Raw genomic sequence first — 21,741 nt, 5'->3', positions numbered from 1 at the left:
GCCAACACTAGACCACTCCGCGCGCCCGCGCAATACGCGGACAACGGGTTGACGGACAGTCAGCGTCAGCCCATGCTGTGCTGCGCAGGCACTGTTAGGCTTTGGCCATGAAATACATCACGGTATCGATCGATGACGACTGCCATCGGCTCGCCCGGATTCGCGCTGCCGAGCTGGGTACTTCCGTTCCCGCTCTGGTGCGTGCGTATCTGAGAAATCTGGTGGCGAACTGCGACGGAAAGCACGAGTCCGACGCGGAGCCCGGCGAAACGCCCTATCAGCGACGCTGCAGGCAATTGAGGGAAGTGTTTGCGGACTTCGACGCGCAGGGTGTGGGATTGCGTATGTCCGAAAACCTCCACAGGGAAGCGCTCTACGACCGCCCTGCGATTCTTTCCGAGGCGGCGCCCAGACGCAACCGGTCGAGGATTTAGACATCAAGCCGACTGTAAGGGCCGCATTAGAGAGTTTTTTACACGTATATCTCTTTGCAGGTGCATTGACTTTTCCGGTTGCGTTCCTACCATTGCACCCAACCTCGCCTGCTGCTTCGTCTGCAGGACCCAAGGGCCACCGGCGCGACCCGGCGGCCCTTTTTATATTGTCCGATTAGTGAGAATTCATTCCTACATCGATGGTTCGCTGACGCCATCGAACCGGACGGGAAAAACCGGCTCGGGGGTGTGGGATATGATGGCTGGCGGTCGTTCGGAGGGGAAGGCATGACCGGGCGGATAGGAAACATTGAGCTGGCGTCCGGAGTGCGCGTAATGCACTTCTGGACCTACATGTACGCGTCCCTGATCTGCATCGGGATGATCTCGAACATGAACTTCTCCCAGCCCTACATCCTCCTTCAGCACCTGGGAATCGCCGACGCGAGTCTGGCCGGCAGAATCACCGGCCAGCTCACGCTGGTCACGGAAGTCATGAACCTGCTGCTGATCTGGCCGTTCGGCATACTGGCCGACCGCATAGGACGCCGCCCGGTCATCATGCTGGGCATCGGCATGATCGGACTCAGCTACGCCTTGTACCCCTGGGCGACGGAAGTCAACGAACTCATGGCGATCCGGGTGATCTTCGGCATCGGCGTGGCCGCCGCGGCGGCCATGACGGCCACGATCCAGAACGACTATCCCGTCGAGTCGTCGCGCGGCCGCGTGATCGGGTTCAGTTCCGCCTTCAACGCGCTGGGCATCGTGTTTGCAACATGGATGGTGTCGCGCCTGCCGGTATGGTTGCAGGACGCCGGCATGGGGCCGGTGGCCGCGGGCCGCTACGCGTACAGCGCGGCAGCGCTCGTGTGCCTGGTATCGATACTGATATTCCGCTTCGGCCTGAAGGCCGGCGTGCCCGAACAGACGAGGCAGCGCCCTCGCTGGTGGGACCTGATTCGAACGGGCATCGAGCAGATGAGGAACCCGCGCATCGTGCTCGCCTACCTTTACGCGATGCCGGCGCGCGGCGCCTTGGTGGTGTTCGGCCTGTTCACGTCCCTGTGGGCCAGCACGGCGTTCAGGGCCGCCGGGGGCGAGGTCGCCGTGGCCCAATACCAGGTATGGCTGCCGTCTACCGTCGGCACGGTGTCAGCCGTGTGCTGGTCGTTCGTGTTCGGCTGGATACTCGACCGCATCAGCCGGGTCGCGGGAGTGGTGCTGTCGACGGCGATGTCGATGGTCGCCTATGGATTGATGTATTTCGTGGAAACGCCCCTGGACCTGCGCATGCTGCCGCTCTTTGCCCTGGTGGGAGCGTCCATGGCCGGCGGCATGATGAGCAGCATGGCGCTGGTGGGCCAGGAAGCGCCGCCCGCCAAGCGCGGCGCGGTCATTGGCCTGCTGAGCCTGTTCGGTTCTGCCGGCATCATGCTTGCCGCCACCTACGGCGGCGCGCTTTTCAGCGCCGCAACGCCGTGGGCGCCGTATCTGCTGATAGCCGGCGCGCAGGCGGTGCTGTTCGTATTTGCGGTAATTGTCTGGGTTGTGGCGCCGGGCGACTGGAAGCCGGGGGCCGCAGCCGCCATGGGCAGGCACTGAGCGAGGGGCAGGCCTGGCAGCGCGTCGTTCTCAGGCGACCAGGGCGGCGTCCACTTCATCCAGTTGCAGGGTGAACATCTGAGCGTACCAGCCGCCGGCGGCCATCAGTTCCCGGTGGGTCCCGCGTTCGGCGATTTTTCCCTCGATCATGACCAGGATTTCGTCGCTGTCGACCACGGTTGAAAGCCGATGCGCAATCGTGAGCGTGGTCTTGTTCCGGCACAGGCGCCGCTGGGCTTCCATCACGCCCTTTTCCGTCTCCACGTCCAGGCTGGAGGTGGGCTCGTCCAGCAGCACGATCGGCGCATCCTTGAGGATGGCCCGGGCAATGGCGATGCGCTGCCGCTGACCGCCGGACAGCTTGCCGCCGCGCTCGCCGCACGGCGATTCGTATCCGTCCGGCAATGAAGCGATCCACTCGCTCAGTCCGGCGTCCCTAGCCGCCGCCTCCATCTCCGCCCGCGAGGCCTCGGGACGGCCGAACAGTATGTTCTCGCCGATGGACTCGTTGAAGATGTAGCTGCGTTGGGACACCACGGCGAACTGCTTCTGCAGGGCTTCCAGCGAGAAATCGGTGACCGGCCGACTGCCGACGGCAATCTCGCCGCTCCCGGCGTCCCAATGACGCAAGAGCAGATTGATGAGCGTCGTCTTCCCCGTGCCGCTGGGACCGACCAGGGCCACATGCCGGCCAGCCTCGATATCGAGCGAGAAATTCTCCAGCACCCTGCCGCCACGGCTCCACTGCGAGTCGTCCGAATCGTATTCGAAGGAAACGTTGCGGAAATGCAGCGATGCGGTTTCCGCGCCGCCGGCTGCCGCGCCGGCCGTTTCCCGCACCGCCGGCGGTTCGTCCATCATCGAGAACAGGCGGCGTGCCGCTATGATCGAAACGCGGAAGTCCGTGTAATTGTTCGCAAGCCCGATCGACGTATAGAAGCCGATCACCGACACGGCGATGATTGCGGGCAGATCGACCAGGGCCGATATCCGCCCGTCCAGGGTCAGCTCTATGCCCCACCAGGCCGCGGCAAGAATGCCCACGGTAACGAAGATTTCTCCCAGCGCGCGCTGGGTGGCGTCGGCCCCGTAGAGTTTGTCCTGTCCTGCCTGCATGGTGGCGCCGATGCGCCATAGCTCCTCGCCGCGGCGCTTCTCGTAACCGAACGCCACCGTGTCGCGAACGCCCTGAATGCTGTCGGCGACGTAGGCGTTGACCTGTCCAAGCTGCTCGCGGTAGGCCACGCCATCGCCGCCCAGCTTCGCCACCAGCCAGGGCAGCACGAAGGTCGTGGCCAGGTAGAACGGGACCAGCACCGCGAGAAAGGAGGGATGCACGCTGTAGCACCACGCCAGAATTACGCCGGGAACGCAGATTGCGGCGACCGCCGGGGCGATGGTGTGGGCGTAGAACGGCTCGACCCGCTCGCAGTCCGACATGACCCGGCTGACCGCGTCGCCGGACTGAAGTTTTGCCGTGCGAGCAGGCGCCAGCGGGAGCATCGCGTAGTAGAAGATATTGCGGAACGCCGCCAGGATCCGGAACGCCACGTAGTGGCCGGTGTACTGCTCGATGTACGACGCAACGCCGACGGTCGTTCCCGCTATCGCAATCCACTTCACCTGCGTGAAGATCACGTCCCAGTTGACGGCGCCGGGTTCGTGGGCTGCGACGTAGATGCCCACGCCGGCGGCCGCTATGCCGAGCACGGCGGCTTGCGCAGCGATCTTGACGACGCGGGCGACCAGCGAAATGCCCATGATCCAGCTGAAGGGCCTCATGTGGCCAAGCAACCGCCGGATGATTCGAGCGTTGCTCGCTCGGGGCATCATGCCGGCGCCTCCGCCAGACTCTCCAGCTCTTTCTTTGTCCGGATCATGCCCGCGTAAATGCCGCCGTGAGCCAGCAACTCGTCGCGCGTGCCTTTCTCGGACACCGCACCATCCGCCATGACGACGATACGGTCGGCCCGTTCGATCGTGCTCAGACGGTGGGCGATCAACAAGACCGTCTTGCCTGCGGTAAGGCGCTGCAACGCCTGGTGCAGGACGGTTTCCGTTTCCACGTCGATCTGCGATGTCGGCTCGTCGAGAACGACGATGGGAGCGTCCTTGAGAATGGCGCGGGCGATCGCCAGGCGCTGCGCCTGTCCCGCGCTCAGGGCCATGCCCTGGTCGCCGACCATCGTGTCCAGCCCGTCGGGGCAGGCCTCCACGAAATCGAACAGTTCGGCGCCCCTGAGCGCCTCGAAGAGTTCCACGTCCGAAGCTTCTTCCCGGGCGACCCGCAGGTTCTCCGCAATGGTCCCGTAGAACAGGAACGGATCCTGGGGAACCAGGGCGATCTGCCTGCGTATCCGCTCGAGCGACAGTTCGCGTTCCGGGACTCCGGCATAGAGGATTTCGCCTGAATCCGGGTCCAGCGTTCGCAGCAGCAGGTTGGTCACCGTGGTCTTCCCGGAACCGCTACGACCGACCAGCGCCACGGTCTCCCCCGGGTTGAGGTCCATTGAGAAATTCCGCACCGCGGGCGCATCCGCTCCGGGATAGGTATACGAAACATCCCTGATCCGAATGCTCAATTGGGTGCCGCGCAATTCCTTCGATGCCTCTTCCGCCGAGAAACGCACCGGGACCTTCTCGTCCAGAAACTTCCGTACCGTGCGCGCCACTTCGCGACCCAGCGCGCCGGCGAAAAAGAACTCGCCGATGAGCAGCAGGGTGCGGCTGAACTCCAGGCTGATGAGCACCACCGCGAGCACTTCGCCGGGGCTGACATGACCACCCGAGTATCGGTACAGGGCCACGGCCATGGCCACCGCGGTCGAGAACAGGGCAAATCCGAGCTCCAGGAAGATGAACTGCGACTGGGCCACGGCCAGGAGTTTCATCGTGGTGCGGCGCTGTACTTCGTTCCCCGCCTCCAGTTCCTTGCCGCGCGTTTTTTCCTGGTTGAACATCTTGAGCGTGGTCATGCCCTGGATCGAATCCAGGTACTGGGAGCTGTTGCGGTTCTTCACGTCCTCGTTGTGCGCACTGATGCGCCGGAACCCGCGGGCCGAAGACCCCACGAACAGGGGCGTCAGCGGCACGCCCGCCAGCATCCACAGGCCCACGACCCAGTCGATCCAGAAAATCGCGGCACAGAGCATGATGGGAATCGCAATCGCGACCCAGATCTGGACGAAATAGACGCTGAAGTAATAGTCGAGGTACTCGACGCCTTCGGTCGCGATGTTGGCGATCTCACCAGTCCGTCGTTTGCCGAGAATACCGGGACCGAGTTCGACGACCTTCTTGTGTATGCGGTCGCGCACGTTCAGTTTGGCCTCGCTGGAGGCCCTGAACTGTCCGGTCCGGAACACCCAGGCCAGGACCGCTTTCGCAAGTACCAGGCCGGCCAACACCCAGAACCACTGGCGCAACAGGTTGCTGCCGTGCCAGGCCGCATCGACCGCCAGGCCCAGCACGTAGTAGAGCAGAATGGTCGTCGGCATCGTGGCGATGCCGGCAATCAGGCCCACCCTGACCCATTTCATCGTGGCCGGCGTCACCAGCCTGTTATCTACACCCAGCATTCAGGAATTTCCATCGCCGCCGCCGCGGGCAATTCTGCACCAGTTTTCGCAATACCGCGTATATGATGGCGGCCGCACCAACGGGACCATTCGATGATCGACATTGACCGCAGCGCCGGCGCGCGCATAGGGCAGATCCAGCTCGAAACGGGCGTGACGGTCCGGCATTTCTGGACTTACATGTACGCATCCCTGATCTGCATCGGGATGATGACGAACATGAACTTTTCCCAGCCCTACATCCTCACCGAGCATATCGGGATTACGGACTCGGACTTTGCCGGGACCGTTACCGGGCAACTTACGGGGATGACCGAATTCATCGTCCTGCTGCTGATCTGGCCCTTCGGCATGCTGGCCGACCGAATCGGCCGCCGCCCGGTCATCATGCTGGGCATCGGGCTGATTGGACTCAGCTACGCCCTGTATCCCTGGGCCACGGAAGTCATTCATCTGATGTGCTTCCGGATCATCTTCGGCGTGGGCGTAGCGGCGGTCGCATCCATGACCGCCACGATCCAGAACGACTATCCGGTGGAATCCTCGCGCGGGCGCGTGGTCGGATTCAGTTCGGCGTTCAACGCACTGGGTATCGTCTTCGCAACGCGCCTGGTTTCGGGCCTGCCCAAATGGCTTCAGGACGCCGGCCTGGACCCCGTTGCCGCCGGCCGCTACGCTTATGGCGCGGCAGCCCTGGTGTGCTTCATTTCCGTTCTTGTTTTCCGCTTCGGCCTCAAGGGCGGAGTGCCGGAGTACACAGGCAAGCGTCCGAGGTGGGCCGAACTCGTGGCGGCGGGGTTCCGCCAGGCCAGGAACCCGCGCATCCTCCTGGCCTATATGACCGCGATGACGTCACGGGGCGACATGGTCGTGGCCGGATTATTCATAACGCTGTGGGGCACGATGGCCTTCAAGGCAGCCGGTGGAGAAGCCGCGGTCGCGCAATACCGGTTGTTTGTTCCCTTTGCGGTCATGCAGGTCTTCGCGGTGGCCTGGTCGTTCATCTTCGGATCCATACTCGACCGGATCAACCGGGTTGCAGGGGCGGTCTTTTCGCTCGCGCTTTCGGTCGTCGCCTACGGTGCGCTTTACTTCGTGGAATCGCCGCTCGACCTGCGCATGCTGCCCCTGTTCGCCTTATTGGGCGCGGCGATGGCCGGCGCCATCATGAGCAGCATGGCGCTGGTCGGTCAGGAGGCGCCGCCACGCGAGCGGGGCGCGGTGATCGGCTTGCTGAGCATGTTCGGTTCCATAGGCATCATCCTGGCGGCAGGCGTTGGAGGCGCACTGTTCAGCGCGTCCACGCCCTGGGCGCCGTTCGTGCTCATGGCCGGCGCGCAGGCGGTGCTGCTCGTCTGGGCGCTGCTGGTCTGGCTGCTGGCGCCGGGCGGTTCCAGGGCAGCCGCGGTAACGACCAATTCCTGATCCACAGGCGGGTCCAGGACCGTCTGCGTACGGCCGTCGGCCCAGCAGACGTCAACGCGGCCCACGCTGTCCCGGGCACCCAGGCCGAAGACAGGCGCGGGTTCGTCCACGGAGTTGTAGCCAGTGGACGAGAAGATCTCGCGCCATTGAACCAGGTCGCCGGAAACCACCCGTATCCGGGCGTTCAGCCGCTGGCCTTCCGGACGCACCTTGATCCAGTGGTTGTCGTTGCCCTGGTTCAGCCACAGGAAATTGCGCTGCGGCTCCGACAGCATCTCGCCGCGGTTGTAGAAGGTCCGCGCGGTGCCGACGATGTCGGTGAAGCCGTCGCCGTTCACGTCGCCGCTGGCCACGCCGGCGCCGATGCTGTAGCCCTCGGCGCCTGAACCGGCTGTCACGTCGGTGAAGGTTCCGTCGCCGTTGTTGCGCAGCAGCGCGTTGTCGGCGGGCTCGAACGCGATGTAGAACTGAACGAAGTACGGCAGGTCTTCAATGATGTCGTTGATCAGAACGTTGGACAGTCCGCCGTTGCTCACATAGATGTCCAGCCAGCCGTCGTTGTCGTAATCGCCCATCGTGCAGCCCCGGGCGCCGCCCGGGTCCCCTGCGCCTGAGGCCAGGGTGATGTCCGTAAAGCCGGCCGCGCCTGTCTCGGCGTAGTCGTTGCGAATCAGGCGGTTGGCCTGGTCGGCGTTGGGCAGATAGGCGTCGATGTCGCCGTCGTTGTCCACGTCGCCCAGGCAGACGCCGTTCGCGTTGCCGGGATTCAGGAACGCCCAGCCGGCAGGCGGCTGCCTTGAAGTTGTGATGTTCGCAAACTTGCCGTCACCCTGATTCAGATAGAGCGCGTTGGGTCCGCCTTCCTGGGGCGAGAGAAGGTCGAGGTCTCCGTCCAAATCAAAATCGAACCAGCCGGGCGACCCCTGGCTGTTGGCTTCCTTCATGTCCTTGAGCAGCAACACGCCGGCAGCCTCGGTCACGTCCTCGAACTCGCCGCCGCGGCTATTGCGGAACAGCGCCTGGTCGACGTCATAGTCGGCGGAACGCCACAGCAGGTCCAGCCAGCCGTCGCCGTCATAGTCGCCGAAGCCCACGCCTCCGGACGTGGCGGTAATGCCTTCGTTGGACTCGTCCTCGAACACGCCCTCGCGCACAAGCCAGACGTCGCCCGTAACGTCCTCGAAGTCCGGCACGCCGGTCTCGGCCATCCGGTTGCGGTAAAGGGTTACCGGGGGATCGTAGCCGCCGCGGGCGCCCGATTGCATGTTCGCCACAACCAGGTCGTCGTCGCCGTCGAGGTCGTAGTCACCGAAAGTGATCCCGCGCCCCAGGCCACCTTCGTTGGTTGCGCCGCGGGCTTCCGCTACGTCCGTGAAATAGCCGTTTCCATCGTTTTCCCACAATCGATTGCGGAATTCGTGGCCGAGTGTTCCGCTGTCGTTGTTGGTGATGTAGATATCGGCATCGCCGTCGCCGTCGTAGTCGTTGAACGCCACGCCCGCGCCGTCCAGCCCGATGTCGGCGATCCCGCGCTCCGCGGCCTCCTCGGCAAACCGAATCGGAACGCTCGTCTGGCCGGATTCGTCGCCCGTCTGCCCGGACTCGTCGCCCGCCTGGCATCCACCAAGCAGCACTCCCGCGGCTACCGCAATGGAGCCGACGCAAAAACACCGTTTCATCAAATCTGTTCCTCCACCCGGGGGTTCCGCGCCACCGGGACCTGAAAAGGCAGCGTGCGCAGGCGTTTGCCCAGCGCCGCGAAAATTGCGTTGCCCACGGCTGGTGCGGCAGGCGGCACGCCCACTTCGCCTATGCCCCCGATCGGGGCGCCGCTGTTGACGATATGCACCCGTATATCGGGCGTGTCGATCATGAGCAGCATCCTGTAGCTGTCGAAATTCCGTTCCACCGCGCCGTCCCGGCCGAGGCGGATCCTGCCGTGCAGGGCCGCGGTCAGGGCGAATAGGATCCCCCCGCTGATCTGCGACTCCAGCGTGGCGGGGTCGACAGCCAGCCCGCAGTCCACGGCGCAGTCGATGCGCTCGACGCGCAGCCGGCCACGGTCAACCGAAACCCGGGCCACCTGGGCCGCAAGGCTGCCGAAACTGTGGGTGCAGGCAATGCCGAGACCGCTGTTCGGGCCGGGAGGCTTGCCCCAGCCCGCTTCCTGCGCAGCCCGCGAGAGCACGGCCGCCATCCGCGACTCATCGGGCAGCAGCGACATCCGGAACGCGAACGGATCGCGGCCGGCCGCGTGGGCCAGCTCGTCGATGAAGGTCTCCACGAAGAAACAGTTGTAGGAGTGGCCCACGGACCGCCAGAAACCCAGATTGACCGGCGAGCGCACTTCGACATGGCTGACCTCGAGGTTCGGCACCCGATAGGGAAGGTTGGCGGCGCCCTGGACGGCGGCGGTATCAACTTCCGGCTCCATTCCGCGCATCTGCCGGAGCAACGAAGGCGAGGCGATGTGCTGCCGCCAGGCCCGCAGTTGGCCGCTTTCGTCCAGCGCCCCGTGCATGAGGCTGATCGCGGGGGGACGGAAGTAGCCATGCTGCATGTCGTCCTCGCGTGTCCACATGATCTTGACGGGCCGGCCGGCGTACCGGGAGGCAAGCACGGCTTCGGCGACGTAATCGTTCTCCAGCCGGCGCCCGAAGCCTCCACCGAGCGCCGGCGTGTAGATGTGCACGGCTTCGATGGGCAGGCCGGTGAGCTTCGCCGCAATCTGCTGGGCCCGGGTCTGGGTCTGGGTCGGCGCCCACACCTCGCAGCGATTCACGCGGACATCCGCCGTGCAGTTCATCGGTTCCATGGTGGCGTGATGAAGAAACGGAACCTCGTACTGCGCCAAGACCCGGCGCAGCCCGGGCTCCTGCATGGCTTCGCGAACATTGCCTTCGCTGCGCGCCGCGGAACCGGGTTCGTACAGGGCCGTAACCAGGCGGCGGCGAAAATCCGCGGCAGGGTCAGGCGCATCCGCTGGCTCGCCTCCCTCGGGCGGAACCCAGCGCACGTCCAGCGCGGCGCGGGCCTGCTGCGCCCGCCAGAAGTCGCCGGCCAGAACCACTACGCCGGGCGGCCTGTGGTCGTCGCCCGGAATCTCGAAGACGTCCGTCACGCCGGGGAGGCTCAAGACGGCCTCCGCATCATAGACCGCCCGCCGTTCGACGGAACCGGGCCAGGGTGAACGGGCGATCAGGCCGGTCAGCTGCCGGGGCAGACGCACGTCGATGGCATAGGTCTGGGCGCCGAGGGTCTTTGGAGGGACATCCGCGCGCGGGAACGACCGGCCGACAAGGCGGTAGTCGGACACGTCCTTGAGAGGAGGGTCCTGGGGCGGATCCAGTTGCGCCGCAAGTGCGGTCAGCGCACCGTAGTCCAGCCGCGCGCCCGTGGCGCGATTGGTCACGACGCCGTCGCGGCAGACGCATTCGGACGGACTGATGCCCCACTCCACCGCCGCGGCCAGCCGCAGCATCTCGCGGGCCGAGGCCGCCGTCCTGCGGAGCAGGTCGAAGGAACCGCTGACCGCCGTGCTGCCGCCGGTGCCCATGGATCGCGGCCAGCCGGCGGGGTTGTCGGGCATGGGCGCAACGGATACGCGCTCCCAGGGCGCCTCCAGCTCTTCGGCGACGATGCGGGCCAGCGCCCAGGGGCTGCCCTGCCCCATGTCCGTGCGGTCACATACAAACGAGACATCGCCGCCGGGACCAATCCCGATCCAGGCACTGGGACGAAATCCTTCCGCTTCGCTGGACCGCCCTTGCGGCAGATACACGGCGAGCGCGAGCGAACTCCCGGCCGCGACAAAAGACCGGCGGGTCAGTCTGATTTCAGGGGTGGACTTCATGCGCTCTCGCTCGTTCCGGATTTTGGCGGAGAGGGTGGGATTCGAACCCACGAAGGGCTATCAACCCTTACTCCCTTAGCAGGGGAGCGCTTTCGTCCGCTCAGCCACCTCTCCGCTGGCGCGGAGTCCGCGCTAGGACTCCTCGTCTTCTCCGGCCGCGCTGCCTTGCTCTTCAACAATCCGCTGGTAGACCTCTTCGCGATGCACGGTCACCTCGCGTGGCGCCTCAACTCCCAGCCGGACCTGGTTGCCCCGTATGTCCAGCACCGCAATGCGCACGTTATCGCCAACGATTACGGCCTCTCCGGACCGGCGGGTAAGAATCAGCATTCCCTAAGCCTCCCTTGGACGGACGCTTGAACCGCGCGGCTGTTGCCCGTCCTCATTATTGTGGACGGAAATCATAACGCGGTTTCGGGCGGGACGCCAACTAGCCGCGCAGCGTATACAGGCCGGGATCGGAAAGGATGGGTTCGAGCGCCGCGTGAATCCGGTCCGCCATGCGCTCCAGCTTTGCGGGCGTGTCCAGCAGATCCTGGCGGATCTCCATCGCCGCGTACGGAAAGTTGCGGTCCTCGGCGTGATGGTCAACGGTGAAGTCCTCGGGATGTCGCCCGGAATACGGCTGATTGTCGCCCACCAGAAGCGTTCCGTCCTCGCGCAGGCCGTCGAGCAACGGGCGGGCGATCCGCGCGTCCAGGTCCCACAGCACGCCGCAATCCCAGCGCCGGTCCTCGCCTTCAAGGAACCGCGTAAAGCTGTGTATCGCAATCAGCACGGGCGCTTCCACGATCGAGCAAAGGCGATCCAGTTCCCGGTCGATTGCGCCGCGATAGGGCCGGTAAATGGCTGCAGCCCGGAGTTCCCTGTCTTCTTCGCTCAACCCCTGGTTACCGGGCACTTCGATCCCGTCGCTCCGGTCGAGAAAGGCCGATGCGTCTGTAAGCGCCCGATTGCAGTCAACGACCAGGCGCGAGTAGTTGCAGAGCACGGCGGTGGCGTTCAGGCGTTCGCTCAATGCCAGCGCCAGTTCGCCCGCCCCGATATCCTGGGCGATGTGGCTTGCGCGATGCTCCTGCGAGAGTCCGAGATGGTCGAGGGCCCGCGGAATTCGCCGGGCGGCGTGATCGCAAACCACCAGCTGGGGCACCGTCGAACCGGGCCTGTGCACCTCGTACGGGGCCGGCTCGGACGCATCCAGCAGCTCGCAAACCATCACCAAGTCAATTGTCCGTATGTAATGTGGCGTCCCCAAGGGGATTCGAACCCCTGTTGCCGGCGTGAAAGGCCGGTGTCCTAACCACTAGACGATGGGGACTCTAGTTCCGTGAAGAATTCTGGTGGAGCCAGGCGGGATCGAACCGCCGACCTCTTGCATGCCATGCAAGCGCTCTCCCGGCTGAGCTATGGCCCCTACACAAGAGGCGGAATTGTAGCCCCTCGACTATCCGAGCGCCAGTTCAAGCCGTTGCCGTGCGTTGACAGGATGTATTGACAACGTTGTCATTCTAGGGCTAAATTCGGTGTCCTGTTCAAACAAGGGGAGGAATCATGTTTGATTTTTGCGCCACAGCTACGCGGCTCTTGCGGCCGTCCGCCGTTGTCCTGCCGCTGCTGATTCTGGGCGGCGCCGGGCCGGCGCTGGCTCAGCAGGACGACGGCAGCAATGCAATCGTCATCGAGGAAATCGTCGTTACCGCAACCAAGCGGGCCACCGACCTCATGTCGACGCCTATCGCGGTTACCGCAGTCACCCAGAACCAATTGACGGATCAGGGTGTGAGCACCGTAACGGATCTCGGGGACCTGGTGCCGAACATGCAGGTCGGCTCCTCGCCTTCGGACTCTGGAGTACAGGTAACCGTGCGGGGCATTACCTCTAACAACTTCACGGAACTCGGCGATCCCACGGTCGCGATTCACGTCGACGGCATGTACACGCCTCGCCCCCAGGCGGGTCTGGCGCTACTGCACGACGTCGGCCGGGTCGAGATCCTGCGAGGACCGCAAGGCACACTGTTCGGGCGCAACTCGACTTCCGGCAGCATCAATATCATCACGGCCCAGCCGGATACCGAGCAGCTCGAAGGCAACGCCGAGATTGACCTGGGCAACTTCGGGCGCACCGCCGCGCGAGCCTGGTTCAATCTCCCGGTCAACGAGAGCCTGGCGTTCCGCGCTTCCGGCATGGTGGAACAGGCGGATTCCTATATCGACCAGGAAACGGACCGGTTCGACCTTGCTTTCGACCCGGATGGCGACGGCAATTTCGAGATTCCCGCCGACGGCATTCCCAACACCGACCAGAGGCGGAACCGCGACGTGGGGGATGACGAAGCCTATTTCGCCGTTGACCGCTGGGCTTTCCGCCTTGCCGCGCGCGCCTACCTGGGAGACGCGGCGAGCTGGCAACTCACCTACGATCACTTCCAGGACAACAGCCCCGGCGGCCTGTCGCTCAAGGATTGCGAGAAAGCCGCAGGTACCTTCTTCGAGTGTGATCACGACCAGTGGTACGCCCGGATCAACGTGCCCGGAGAGCTGGATTTCACCATCCAGACGGTGCGGTCCGAGTTTACCTGGGACATTCTCGACTCGGTTGTGATGGAATACCGCGTCGCATGGTCGGAACAGGAGCGCTTCCAGCAGTACGACGGCGATGGCGGTGCCTGGGTCGATCCCGACCACCCCGGTTACGGAATAGCCAGGTTCTGCTGCGGCGCCCCGCCACTGGTTCGCGACGCCGGCGCCTTTGAACGGCATGGGTTCGGCGTGGAAGTCAAGTTTCCCTTCGAGGACCTGCAATTGACGACCCGATTCTCGACCTACACATCGATGGTCCACGAGTTGCAATTCAAGTCAACGGGCGACGGCGACCTCTCCTGGATTGCGGGCGCATTCTTCATGGAAGAAGAGAATTCCATTCGCTTCGACGTCGAACTTCCATTCTGCTGCGCGGGCGGAGTTCCGCTGGCGCAAGCGTTCCTGCAACCGGACCGTGGCGTGTCCACGGAGGCTTTGTTCGCCCAGTTCGACTATGCCGTGACGGAAAGGGCGAACCTGACTGTCGGCTATCGCCAGACCTGGGACGAGAAGTTCGACAGGGGCGGGTCGAACCACCAGACCATCGGTTACTGGGTCAATCCCGGCGCCTACGATCCGGCCGGCTCATTTTGGTACGAGTCCTGGGGACTGATCGGCGTGGTCCCCGGCTGGGCGGCAGACCCGGCCTTTTACCAGGCCGACAAGCTGACCAGCGCCATGGGGTCGCATGCGGAGGATTTCACGACGCGGATTCCTGGCACCGACAACACCTACAACGCGGACTGGGGACAGGGCACCTGGCGCGTCGGGTTCGACTATCTCATCAACAATGATCTGTTCGCATACGGATACGTCGCCAGCGGCTTCAAGGCCGGCGGCTTCGGCGACAAGGTGGATATCTGCGAGTGCGGAGAGGTGACCGCCTTCCCGTACGATCCCGAGGAAGTCATCACGTATGAGTTCGGCCTGAAGGGCGAAGCCCTGGACGGCAACCTGCGTCTGCTCGCCAACGTGTTCTTCAACGACTACAGCGACATGCAACGCACCTCCTGGGTTATCGTCGGAGAGTCCATCCACAGCGGCAACGACATCGGAACGCTGCTCACCACCAACCTGGCGGAAGCCGGAATTTTCGGCGCCGAGTTCGAGTGGGACTGGGCCGAGCCCTGGCCCGGCGGCCGGTTCCACGGCTGGGTGTCGTACCTGAACGCCGAAATCGACAAGCTCGAGGACGGCGAGGACGGCTTGTTCTGCTTTGAGCGGGCCTACATGGGACTGACGCCCTGCCCGCCGCAGGACCCGACCCAGTTGCGCGGCGACAACACGTTGCGCCGGCCGACGGACCTGTCGGGCAACAAGCTCCCGTGGTCGCCGGAGTGGTCATTTTCCGCCACGGTGGATCATACCTGGTGGCTGGGCAACGGCTGGGTTGTCGGCCCTTCGCTCACCTGGAACTGGCAGGCCGAGATGTTCTTCAACGACAACAACTACACCGACGGCCCGTTCCACGCCGGCCAGAAGGCGGTCAGCTCCTTCAACGCCAACTTCCGGATCATCAACGAAGTCCAGGGCTGGGCGCTGGTGCTGTTCGGCCACAACCTCAGCGATGAACTGATGCGCTCCTGGGCGGACCCCGGACCGGGCTACTGGCGCGCCAACTTTTTCCCGCCGAGAACGTACGGAGTACGTTTCAGCAAGGGCTTTTAGCAGCGCCCCTGTTCCTCCACTGGGGCCGGCGGCACGCGAACCCGGCGCTTTCGCAAGCGCGCCGGGTTCGCGGTCGCCCACGAAGCCCCTGCACCGTGACCACGCGAGGCATACTGTCATCCGATCCGCACCATGAGCGACAGACGGCAAGCCAAGGCTAAGGGTGGCGTCACCAGGGCGACTATCCACGACGTTGCCGCCCGTGCGGAGGTGTCGATCAAGACCGTCTCGCGAGTGCTCAACAAGGAACCCACGGTCAGGAACAGCACTCGCGATCGTGTCCTCAAGGCCGCCGACGCGCTCGATTACGAACCCCACCCCCAGGCGCGGGGCCTCAAGGGCAGGCTCACTCACTCGATCGGTCTGCTCTACGAGAATCCTCAGGAGTTCAGCTACGTGCAGAAGGCCCTTGAAGGCGTATTCGACGCCTGTCGATCGCGCAATCTGTCCCTTTTGCTGCGTCCCTGCCCGGAGCGGGTCGTGGTTGGCGACGTGCGCCGCTTCGTGCTCCAGACGCGGGTTGACGGCGTAGTATTGCTTGCGCCTCTCAGCGACCATCCCGACGTCGTCGCGATGTTGAAGGAGCTCGGGATACCGATGGCGCAGGTGTCGCCAGGTGTCGCGGCGGCCGATACGATTTCGGTAAACCCCAGGGACCGGGAAGCCAGCGAACAACTCACGGAACACGTCATTTCAATCGGACACCGGCGGATCGGGTTCATCGAGGGCGACCCGCGCCACGGCTCCAGTCACAAGCGGCTGAACGGGTTTCTCGCAAGTATGCGCAAACACGGCCTGGATTCCGGCGGGCATCTGATTTCGCAGGGCTTTTTTACCTTTGACTCCGGCAAACAGGCGGCGAATCAACTGCTGCGCAGGCATCCCTCCCCGACCGCCATCATCGCCAGCAATGACGATATGGCCGCCGGTGCAATCGTGGCGGCCCGGGAAATGGGCCTTGACGTGCCGGGCGATGTGTCGGTGGTGGGGTTTGACGACTCGCCGATCGCCTCGCATACCTGGCCCGCCCTGACCACGCTGAGGCAACCCATCAGCGAGATGGCCTCTACCGCCGCATTGCGGCTCATCGACCAGGTGGCCGGCGTTGCCCAGGTAGCGGGACACCAGGAATTTGATTGCGAAATCGTGATGCGCGACTCGCTCGCGGCGCCCGGACCGGCCGAATAGTGAACGGATCCGCCCAAGGGCCGCGCTGGCCCGATTGCCGAAGCCCGCTGGACCGGCACGCCGAAGCAGCAACGCAAATCGAAACCGAAGTGACCCGCCGGCTGGCGAAGATGACAGACAGGCAGAAGGTCGCACAGATGATTCAGGCGGAAATCTCTTCGATCAGGCCGGAAGATCTGGCTCAGGTTCCCGTCGGGGCGATACTCAACGGCGGCGGATGTGCCCCCGGCAACAACAAGCGCGCCGCCCTGGGTGACTGGCTGGAGGTTGCCGATGCGTTCTTCGACGCGTCCACCGCCGGGGGCGGCGTACCCGTCATGTGGGGGACGGATGCGGTGCACGGCCATTCGAACGTATGCGGCGCTACCGTTTTTCCGCACAATATCGGGCTGGGCGCCATGCGCAATCCGCAACTGATCGAGGCCATAGGCGCGGCTACCGCAGCCGAGATCGTGGCCAGCGGAATGGACTGGACCTTCGCGCCCACGCTTGCAGTGGCGCGGGATGACCGCTGGGGCCGCACCTACGAAAGCTATTCGGAAAACCCGGAAATTGTCCAGGAGTACGCGCCCCGGCTGATTCGCGGCCTTCAGGGCAAACCCGCCCCGGGTGCTTTGGGCGCCCCGGGGAAGGTCCTGGCCACGGCCAAGCACTTTATCGGCGAGGGGGGCACCGCGGAAGGCATCGATCAGGGCAGCACCCGATGCAGCGAAGAGCAACTGCGCGACCTCCACGCTCCGGGTCACATGGCCGCCATTGCCGCCGGCGTGCAGGTCGTGATGGCGTCGTTCAATGATTTCAACGGCGCCAAGCTGCACAGCCACCGACATTTGCTCACCGATGTGCTCAAGGAGCAGATGGGGTTCACGGGATTCTTAATCAGCGACTGGAACGGGTTTCAGCAGGTTGACGAGGACTTTGGCGACGCTTGCGCCGAGTCGGTCAATGCGGGCATCGACATGCTCATGGCGCCCGAGAACTGGAGGCAGGCCTACGAGTGTCTGCTTGAGCGGCTTGAGCTGGGCCAGGTGAGCATCGATCGAATCAACGACGCCGTGGCCCGGATCCTGCGCGTCAAGGTTCGCATGGGTCTTTTTTCCAGGCCTCGGCCGTCCGCGCGCGCCGGCGCCGGTAATCCGCGGACGCTGGCCGCGCCCCGGCATTGCGCGCTTGCCCGTCAGGCGGTGCGCGAGTCCCTGGTGCTGCTGAAGAACGACGGCGGAATACTGCCGCTGAAACCCGGCGCGCGCGTGCTGGTGGCCGGCGATGGCGCCGACAATATCGGTAAGCAGTGCGGCGGCTGGACCCTTACCTGGCAAGGAACTTTCAATGAAAACGGGGACTTTCCGAACGCGGACTCCATACTTCGCGGTATCGAGGAACATGTAAGTGCCGGCGGCGGCAGCGTCGTGGTGAGCCCCCGGGGCGAGTTCCGCGAGCGCCCCGACGCCGCCATCGTGGTTTTCGGGGAAGAGCCCTACGCCGAAGGGCAAGGCGACGTGTCCCACCTGAGCTTCTCCGCCCGCCACCCCGAACCGTTGCGAATTCTGCAAAAGCTTCGTGCTGCGGAAATACCGGCCATTTCCGTATTTCTGAGCGGGCGCCCGCTGTGGGTCAATCCGGAACTCAACGCATCGACCGCCTTCATCGCCGCCTGGCTGCCCGGTAGCGAGGGCAAGGGCGTGGCCGACTTGCTTTTCAGGAATGCGGAGCGGGAAATCGCACATGATTTCACCGGCCGCCTGTCCTTTTCCTGGCCGCGCGACCCTCTGCAGACGCCGTTGAACGAAGGCGATGACGACTACGATCCCCTGTTTCCGTACGGCTTCGGGATGAGCGTGTACGAGTCCGCGAGGAGCCTTCCCCGGCTGTGCGAAGAGGATCCCGCGCGATTGCAGGCACAGGAGCGCGTGTCTGTTTTCGACAAGCGTCCCTTGAACGGATTCGAACTTTATGTGGGAGATCAGGAAGGCTGGCGCGTACCGGTCACGGCGCGCTCGGCCAGCTCGCCCTCGGGCATGGTGTCGGTGCGCAATATCGACATGTCCACGCAGGAAGACGCGCGCGAGGTCACCTGGCATGGCGGAGGCGCGCAAATCAGTTTTCACGGCGACCGGCCCATTGACCTTTCGCCGCTGGTCAACGCAAATGCGCAGCTCACCTTTGAAGTGCGGGTGGAAGCGCGCCCGGAAAGCAAGGTCATTCTGCGCATGGACAGCGCCTACCCGCACTGGGGCAGCCTGGACATAACGGAAACTCTGAGGGAACTGCCGCAAGGCACATGGCAGCGCGTCTCCATCGGACTGGAGCGGTTTATCGAATCCGGTACCGACCCGCGCTCGGTGGAAACTCCGTTCTTGCTCTGGACCGAAGGGGCGATGCGCATTTCGCTGGCGAACATCGCGATTTCGTCGTGATTCCGGACGCTTTCAAGCCAGGCCGGATCCGGCTCGCCGCCCTGGTGTGCGCGCTGTGGGTCAGCGTCTGCTGGGGCCAGCAGACTGCCACGGCGATCAAGGTGGAAGTGGCCGGCAGCCAGGGCCAATACCAGTTGTTGCGTGGCGGGGAGCCCTACGTCGTAAAGGGCGCGGGTGCGATCATCGCCAATTATGCGGAGCTGGCGCGGCGCGGCGGGAATTCGGTCCGCACCTGGAATATCGACATGGCGCAGGCGCGCCTCGATCAGGCGCTGGAAGCCGGAGTGACCGTTTCGCTGTGCCTGCCGGTCGTGGCCCCACGGTATGGTTTCGACTACGGCGACGAGACCTTTCTCGTGGCCCAGCGCACCCGCATCTGGGCCGCGGTGGAACGCTACCGGGACCATCCCGCGCTGCTCGCCTGGATTCTCGGCAATGAACTGAACTACGGCCATACGGACCCGGCGCTCTGGGACGAAATCAACAATCTCTCCCGCATCGTGCATCACCTCGACCCCAACCACCCCACCACCACTGCGATTGCCGGCCTGGAGGAGGATGTCATTCGGGCGGTTCAGGAGCGCGCGCCGGATCTCGACTTCCTGAGTTTCCAGGTGTACGGGGCACTCGCGCTTTTGCCCGAATTTGCCGAAGGAGTACTTGCGGACACGCCGTTCATGATTACGGAATGGGGCCCTCTGGGGCATTGGGAGGTAGGCGCCACCGAATGGGGCGCGCCGATCGAACAGAACAGTTCCGACAAGGCCAGGCACTACCTGACTCAATACAGGAAGTTCATTTCCCCGCACCTGGGTAACGGCCTCGGCAGCTATGCCTTCCTCTGGGGCCAGAAACAGGAACGCACGCCCACCTGGTACAGCATGTTCACTTACAGCGGCGAGACGACCGAAACGATGGACGCACTGCAGACCGCCTGGACGGGCGCGGAGCCGGCTAATCGCGCTCCCCGCGTGAAATCGCTCCTGCTGCACGGCAAGAACGCCTGGCAGAACGTCACGCTGGCGCCCGGAAAAAGCTACATCGCGCGGCTTTCGGCAAGCGACCCCGACGGCGACGAACTTCGTTATCAGTGGGCAGTCCGTGAGGAAAGCCAGGCGACGGCCGAAGGCGGCGACTTCGAGGAAGCGATCGAGGATATCGACGGCCTGATCGAGAACACGACGCTGCGGCACATCGTGCTGCGGGCCCCGGACGCACCCGGCGCCTACCGGCTCTTCGTCGAGATCCATGACGGCAAGGGCCATGCGGGTTATGCAAACCTGCCGTTTCGTGTGCAAGTTGAGGCCGCTCGCCGATGAAGCGCTGGAAGGACCGCGCCACCGCCGAGGCGGACCGTGTTCCCTTCCCGCGAATGATCGCCTACGGACTGGGCGGATTCACGAATAACCTCCTGGCGGCCGCCAGCGGCGGCATGATGGTCGTGCTCAATCTCGGCTACGGGATGAACCCCGCGCTGGTGGGCCTGCTGTCCGCGATTCCGCGCTTCACCGATGCCGCCACCGATCCCGTCATGGGATACATTTCCGACAACACACGGTCGCGCTGGGGCCGCCGGCGTCCCTATATCTTCGTGGGTGCGATACTTGCGGGACTTTCCTTCGCCGTACTGTGGCAGCTCCCGCACATCGCTGGCGAAGGGCTGCTGTTCGCCGTATTTCTCGCGGGCTCGCTGCTGTTTTTCCTGGGCTACACGATATTCGCGACACCCTGGGTCGCGCTCGGCTACGAACTGACGCCGGACTACCACGAACGCACCCGCCTGATGGGCGTGCAGAACTTCTTCAGCCAGTCCGCCTACCTGATCGCCCCGTGGTTCCTTGTGTTCATGGAGCTGGACGCGTTCACCGACATTCGGAATGGAGCGTCCGTCCTGGCCGTGCTGGTGGGCATTGCCTGCGTCGCAATCGGCGTGCTCCCCGCCATCCTGCTGCGCGAACGATTCTCGGACACGGCCGTGGCATCCGCCGGGCGGGAATCCAGGCTCAGGCGGATATTCGGCGAAGTGAAGCGCTTTTTCCGGGGTTTCGCGCAAACCCTGAGCAACCGGCCTTTCCTGAAACTCTGCGGAGCGACCTTCCTGGTATTCAACGGTTTCCAGCTCATTGCCGCCTTTCAGGTCTATGTGGTGATCTATTACGTCTTTGCAGGCGATCGCGACACGGCGAGCTGGTACATCGCGATGATCGGCACGATCGCGACGATTTCGACCTTCGCGGTGGTCGCGTTCGCGGCCTGGCTGGGCACGGTGGTCGGCAAGCGCCATGCATTTTTCATCTGCATCGGCATATCGACGCTGGGTTATGCGCTCAAGTGGTTCTGCTACGACCCGGCCAACCCTCTGTTGCTGCTGATCCCCGCTCCGCTGCTCGCTTTCGGGCTGGGCAGCCTGTTTACCCTCATGCCGTCCATGGTTGCGGACGTTTGCGACCTCGACGAGCTGAAAACCGGAGAGCGCCGCGAGGGGATGTACGGATCGATTTACTGGTGGGTGGTGAAGCTCGGCATGGCCCTGGCGCTGGCCGCGGGCGGCTTCCTTCTGAACTTCACGGGATTCGACGTAAGTCTTGAGGGCAATCAGACCGAGAGCGCTTTGTTCTGGATGCGCGTGTGCGACGTGGTGCTGCCGGTGATCACTTCACTGCTCGCCATCGCTTGCGTGGCGGCGTACGATCTGAGCGAATCCAGGGTCCGGGAGATTCGCGCTCGGCTTGGCCGTTAAGCCTCTTGGCGTGCTTCCTCGCCTTCTGCCTGCCCATCCCTTCCTGGAGGCGCCATCGCTTCTTCCTCAGCGCTTGCATTGGCATCCTTGCCGCGCAGTCTTGCCGGAATAGCGGCCGGGGCTGACTCCATGTCAGCCCGTTCGCATCTGGCAAAGGCATGCTTTGCCTCGCCGCTGCGCGGCGACCGATGCTCACCCTGCTTGTCTGTTTGAATAGGGCCACCCTCGGCGCCCTTGGGCGTCCGAGGGT

General features: G+C 64.2%; 14 protein-coding genes and 3 tRNA genes. 8 read left to right on the top strand and 9 right to left on the bottom strand.

The window, feature by feature from the left end; translation table 11 throughout:
- The first annotated feature begins 107 nt into the window (after window positions 1-107).
- Entirely contained in the window at window positions 108-434 is a 327-nt protein-coding gene (locus F4Y72_04055) for a hypothetical protein (protein MXZ27460.1), read from the top strand.
- A gap of 288 nt (window positions 435-722) precedes the next feature.
- Window positions 723-2,039, top strand: coding sequence for an MFS transporter (locus tag F4Y72_04050; protein ID MXZ27459.1), 1,317 nt, complete (start codon window positions 723-725; stop codon window positions 2,037-2,039).
- Between the two features lie 30 nt (window positions 2,040-2,069).
- Here the strand turns inward: F4Y72_04050 and F4Y72_04045 are convergent, their stop codons facing one another.
- Window positions 2,070-3,872 carry an ABC transporter ATP-binding protein gene (locus tag F4Y72_04045; protein ID MXZ27458.1) on the bottom strand — a complete coding sequence of 601 codons (1,803 nt, stop codon included), beginning with the start codon at window positions 3,870-3,872 and terminating at the stop codon, window positions 2,070-2,072.
- A complete protein-coding gene (locus F4Y72_04040) occupies window positions 3,869-5,617 on the bottom strand; it encodes an ABC transporter ATP-binding protein (protein ID MXZ27457.1) in 1,749 nt (582 codons plus the stop codon). Before F4Y72_04040 ends, F4Y72_04045 begins: the two co-directional genes overlap by 4 nt.
- A gap of 93 nt (window positions 5,618-5,710) precedes the next feature.
- Between F4Y72_04040 and F4Y72_04035 the strand changes: the two genes are divergently transcribed.
- On the top strand, window positions 5,711-7,042 hold the full coding sequence (locus F4Y72_04035; GenBank protein MXZ27456.1) for an MFS transporter: 1,332 nt from the start codon (window positions 5,711-5,713) through the stop codon (window positions 7,040-7,042).
- On the opposite strand, the gene F4Y72_04030 is transcribed toward F4Y72_04035, so the two are convergent.
- From F4Y72_04030 to F4Y72_04000, 7 genes are all read right to left on the bottom strand, one after another.
- Entirely contained in the window at window positions 6,808-8,721 is a 1,914-nt protein-coding gene (locus F4Y72_04030; protein ID MXZ27455.1) for a CRTAC1 family protein, read from the bottom strand. The genes F4Y72_04035 and F4Y72_04030 overlap by 235 nt on opposite strands.
- Window positions 8,721-10,895 (bottom strand): xanthine dehydrogenase family protein molybdopterin-binding subunit, encoded by a 2,175-nt coding sequence (locus tag F4Y72_04025; protein ID MXZ27454.1) that lies wholly within the window; start codon window positions 10,893-10,895, stop codon window positions 8,721-8,723. The genes F4Y72_04030 and F4Y72_04025 overlap by 1 nt, the downstream gene beginning before the upstream one ends.
- Before the next feature lie 23 nt (window positions 10,896-10,918).
- Window positions 10,919-11,009, bottom strand: a tRNA-Ser gene (locus F4Y72_04020).
- An 18-nt stretch (window positions 11,010-11,027) separates the two neighbouring features.
- Window positions 11,028-11,225 carry a carbon storage regulator CsrA gene (csrA, locus tag F4Y72_04015; GenBank protein MXZ27453.1) on the bottom strand — a complete coding sequence of 66 codons (198 nt, stop codon included), beginning with the start codon at window positions 11,223-11,225 and terminating at the stop codon, window positions 11,028-11,030.
- A gap of 100 nt (window positions 11,226-11,325) precedes the next feature.
- Window positions 11,326-12,117, bottom strand: coding sequence for an N-formylglutamate amidohydrolase (locus F4Y72_04010; GenBank protein MXZ27452.1), 792 nt, complete (start codon window positions 12,115-12,117; stop codon window positions 11,326-11,328).
- Window positions 12,118-12,138: 21 nt separating this feature from the next.
- Window positions 12,139-12,213, bottom strand: a tRNA-Glu gene (locus tag F4Y72_04005).
- Window positions 12,214-12,233: 20 nt separating this feature from the next.
- Window positions 12,234-12,309: transfer RNA gene (locus tag F4Y72_04000), tRNA-Ala, on the bottom strand.
- 137 nt (window positions 12,310-12,446) lie between these two features.
- On the opposite strand from F4Y72_04000, the gene F4Y72_03995 reads away from it, so the two are divergent.
- The 5 genes from F4Y72_03995 (at window position 12,447) to F4Y72_03975 (ending at window position 21,491) form a co-directional block, all read left to right on the top strand.
- Window positions 12,447-15,146: a TonB-dependent receptor gene (locus tag F4Y72_03995; GenBank protein ID MXZ27451.1), complete on the top strand. Its 2,700-nt coding sequence runs from the start codon at window positions 12,447-12,449 to the stop codon at window positions 15,144-15,146.
- Window positions 15,147-15,278: 132 nt separating this feature from the next.
- Entirely contained in the window at window positions 15,279-16,334 is a 1,056-nt protein-coding gene (locus F4Y72_03990) for a LacI family transcriptional regulator (GenBank protein MXZ27450.1), read from the top strand.
- 110 nt (window positions 16,335-16,444) lie between these two features.
- A complete protein-coding gene (locus F4Y72_03985) occupies window positions 16,445-18,751 on the top strand; it encodes a glycoside hydrolase family 3 protein (GenBank protein MXZ27449.1) in 2,307 nt (768 codons plus the stop codon).
- Window positions 18,748-20,070: a hypothetical protein gene (locus F4Y72_03980; protein MXZ27448.1), complete on the top strand. Its 1,323-nt coding sequence runs from the start codon at window positions 18,748-18,750 to the stop codon at window positions 20,068-20,070. The genes F4Y72_03985 and F4Y72_03980 overlap by 4 nt, the downstream gene beginning before the upstream one ends.
- Window positions 20,067-21,491: an MFS transporter gene (locus tag F4Y72_03975; protein MXZ27447.1), complete on the top strand. Its 1,425-nt coding sequence runs from the start codon at window positions 20,067-20,069 to the stop codon at window positions 21,489-21,491. Before F4Y72_03980 ends, F4Y72_03975 begins: the two co-directional genes overlap by 4 nt.
- Window positions 21,492-21,741 lie beyond the last annotated feature (250 nt).

Source organism: Gammaproteobacteria bacterium (assembly GCA_009838035.1).
In the GTDB taxonomy this organism is placed as follows: Bacteria; Pseudomonadota; Gammaproteobacteria; order Steroidobacterales; family Foliamicaceae; genus Foliamicus.
The sequence above is the reverse complement of the archived record's forward strand: the minus strand, read 5'-3'. Positions and strand labels throughout refer to the sequence as shown.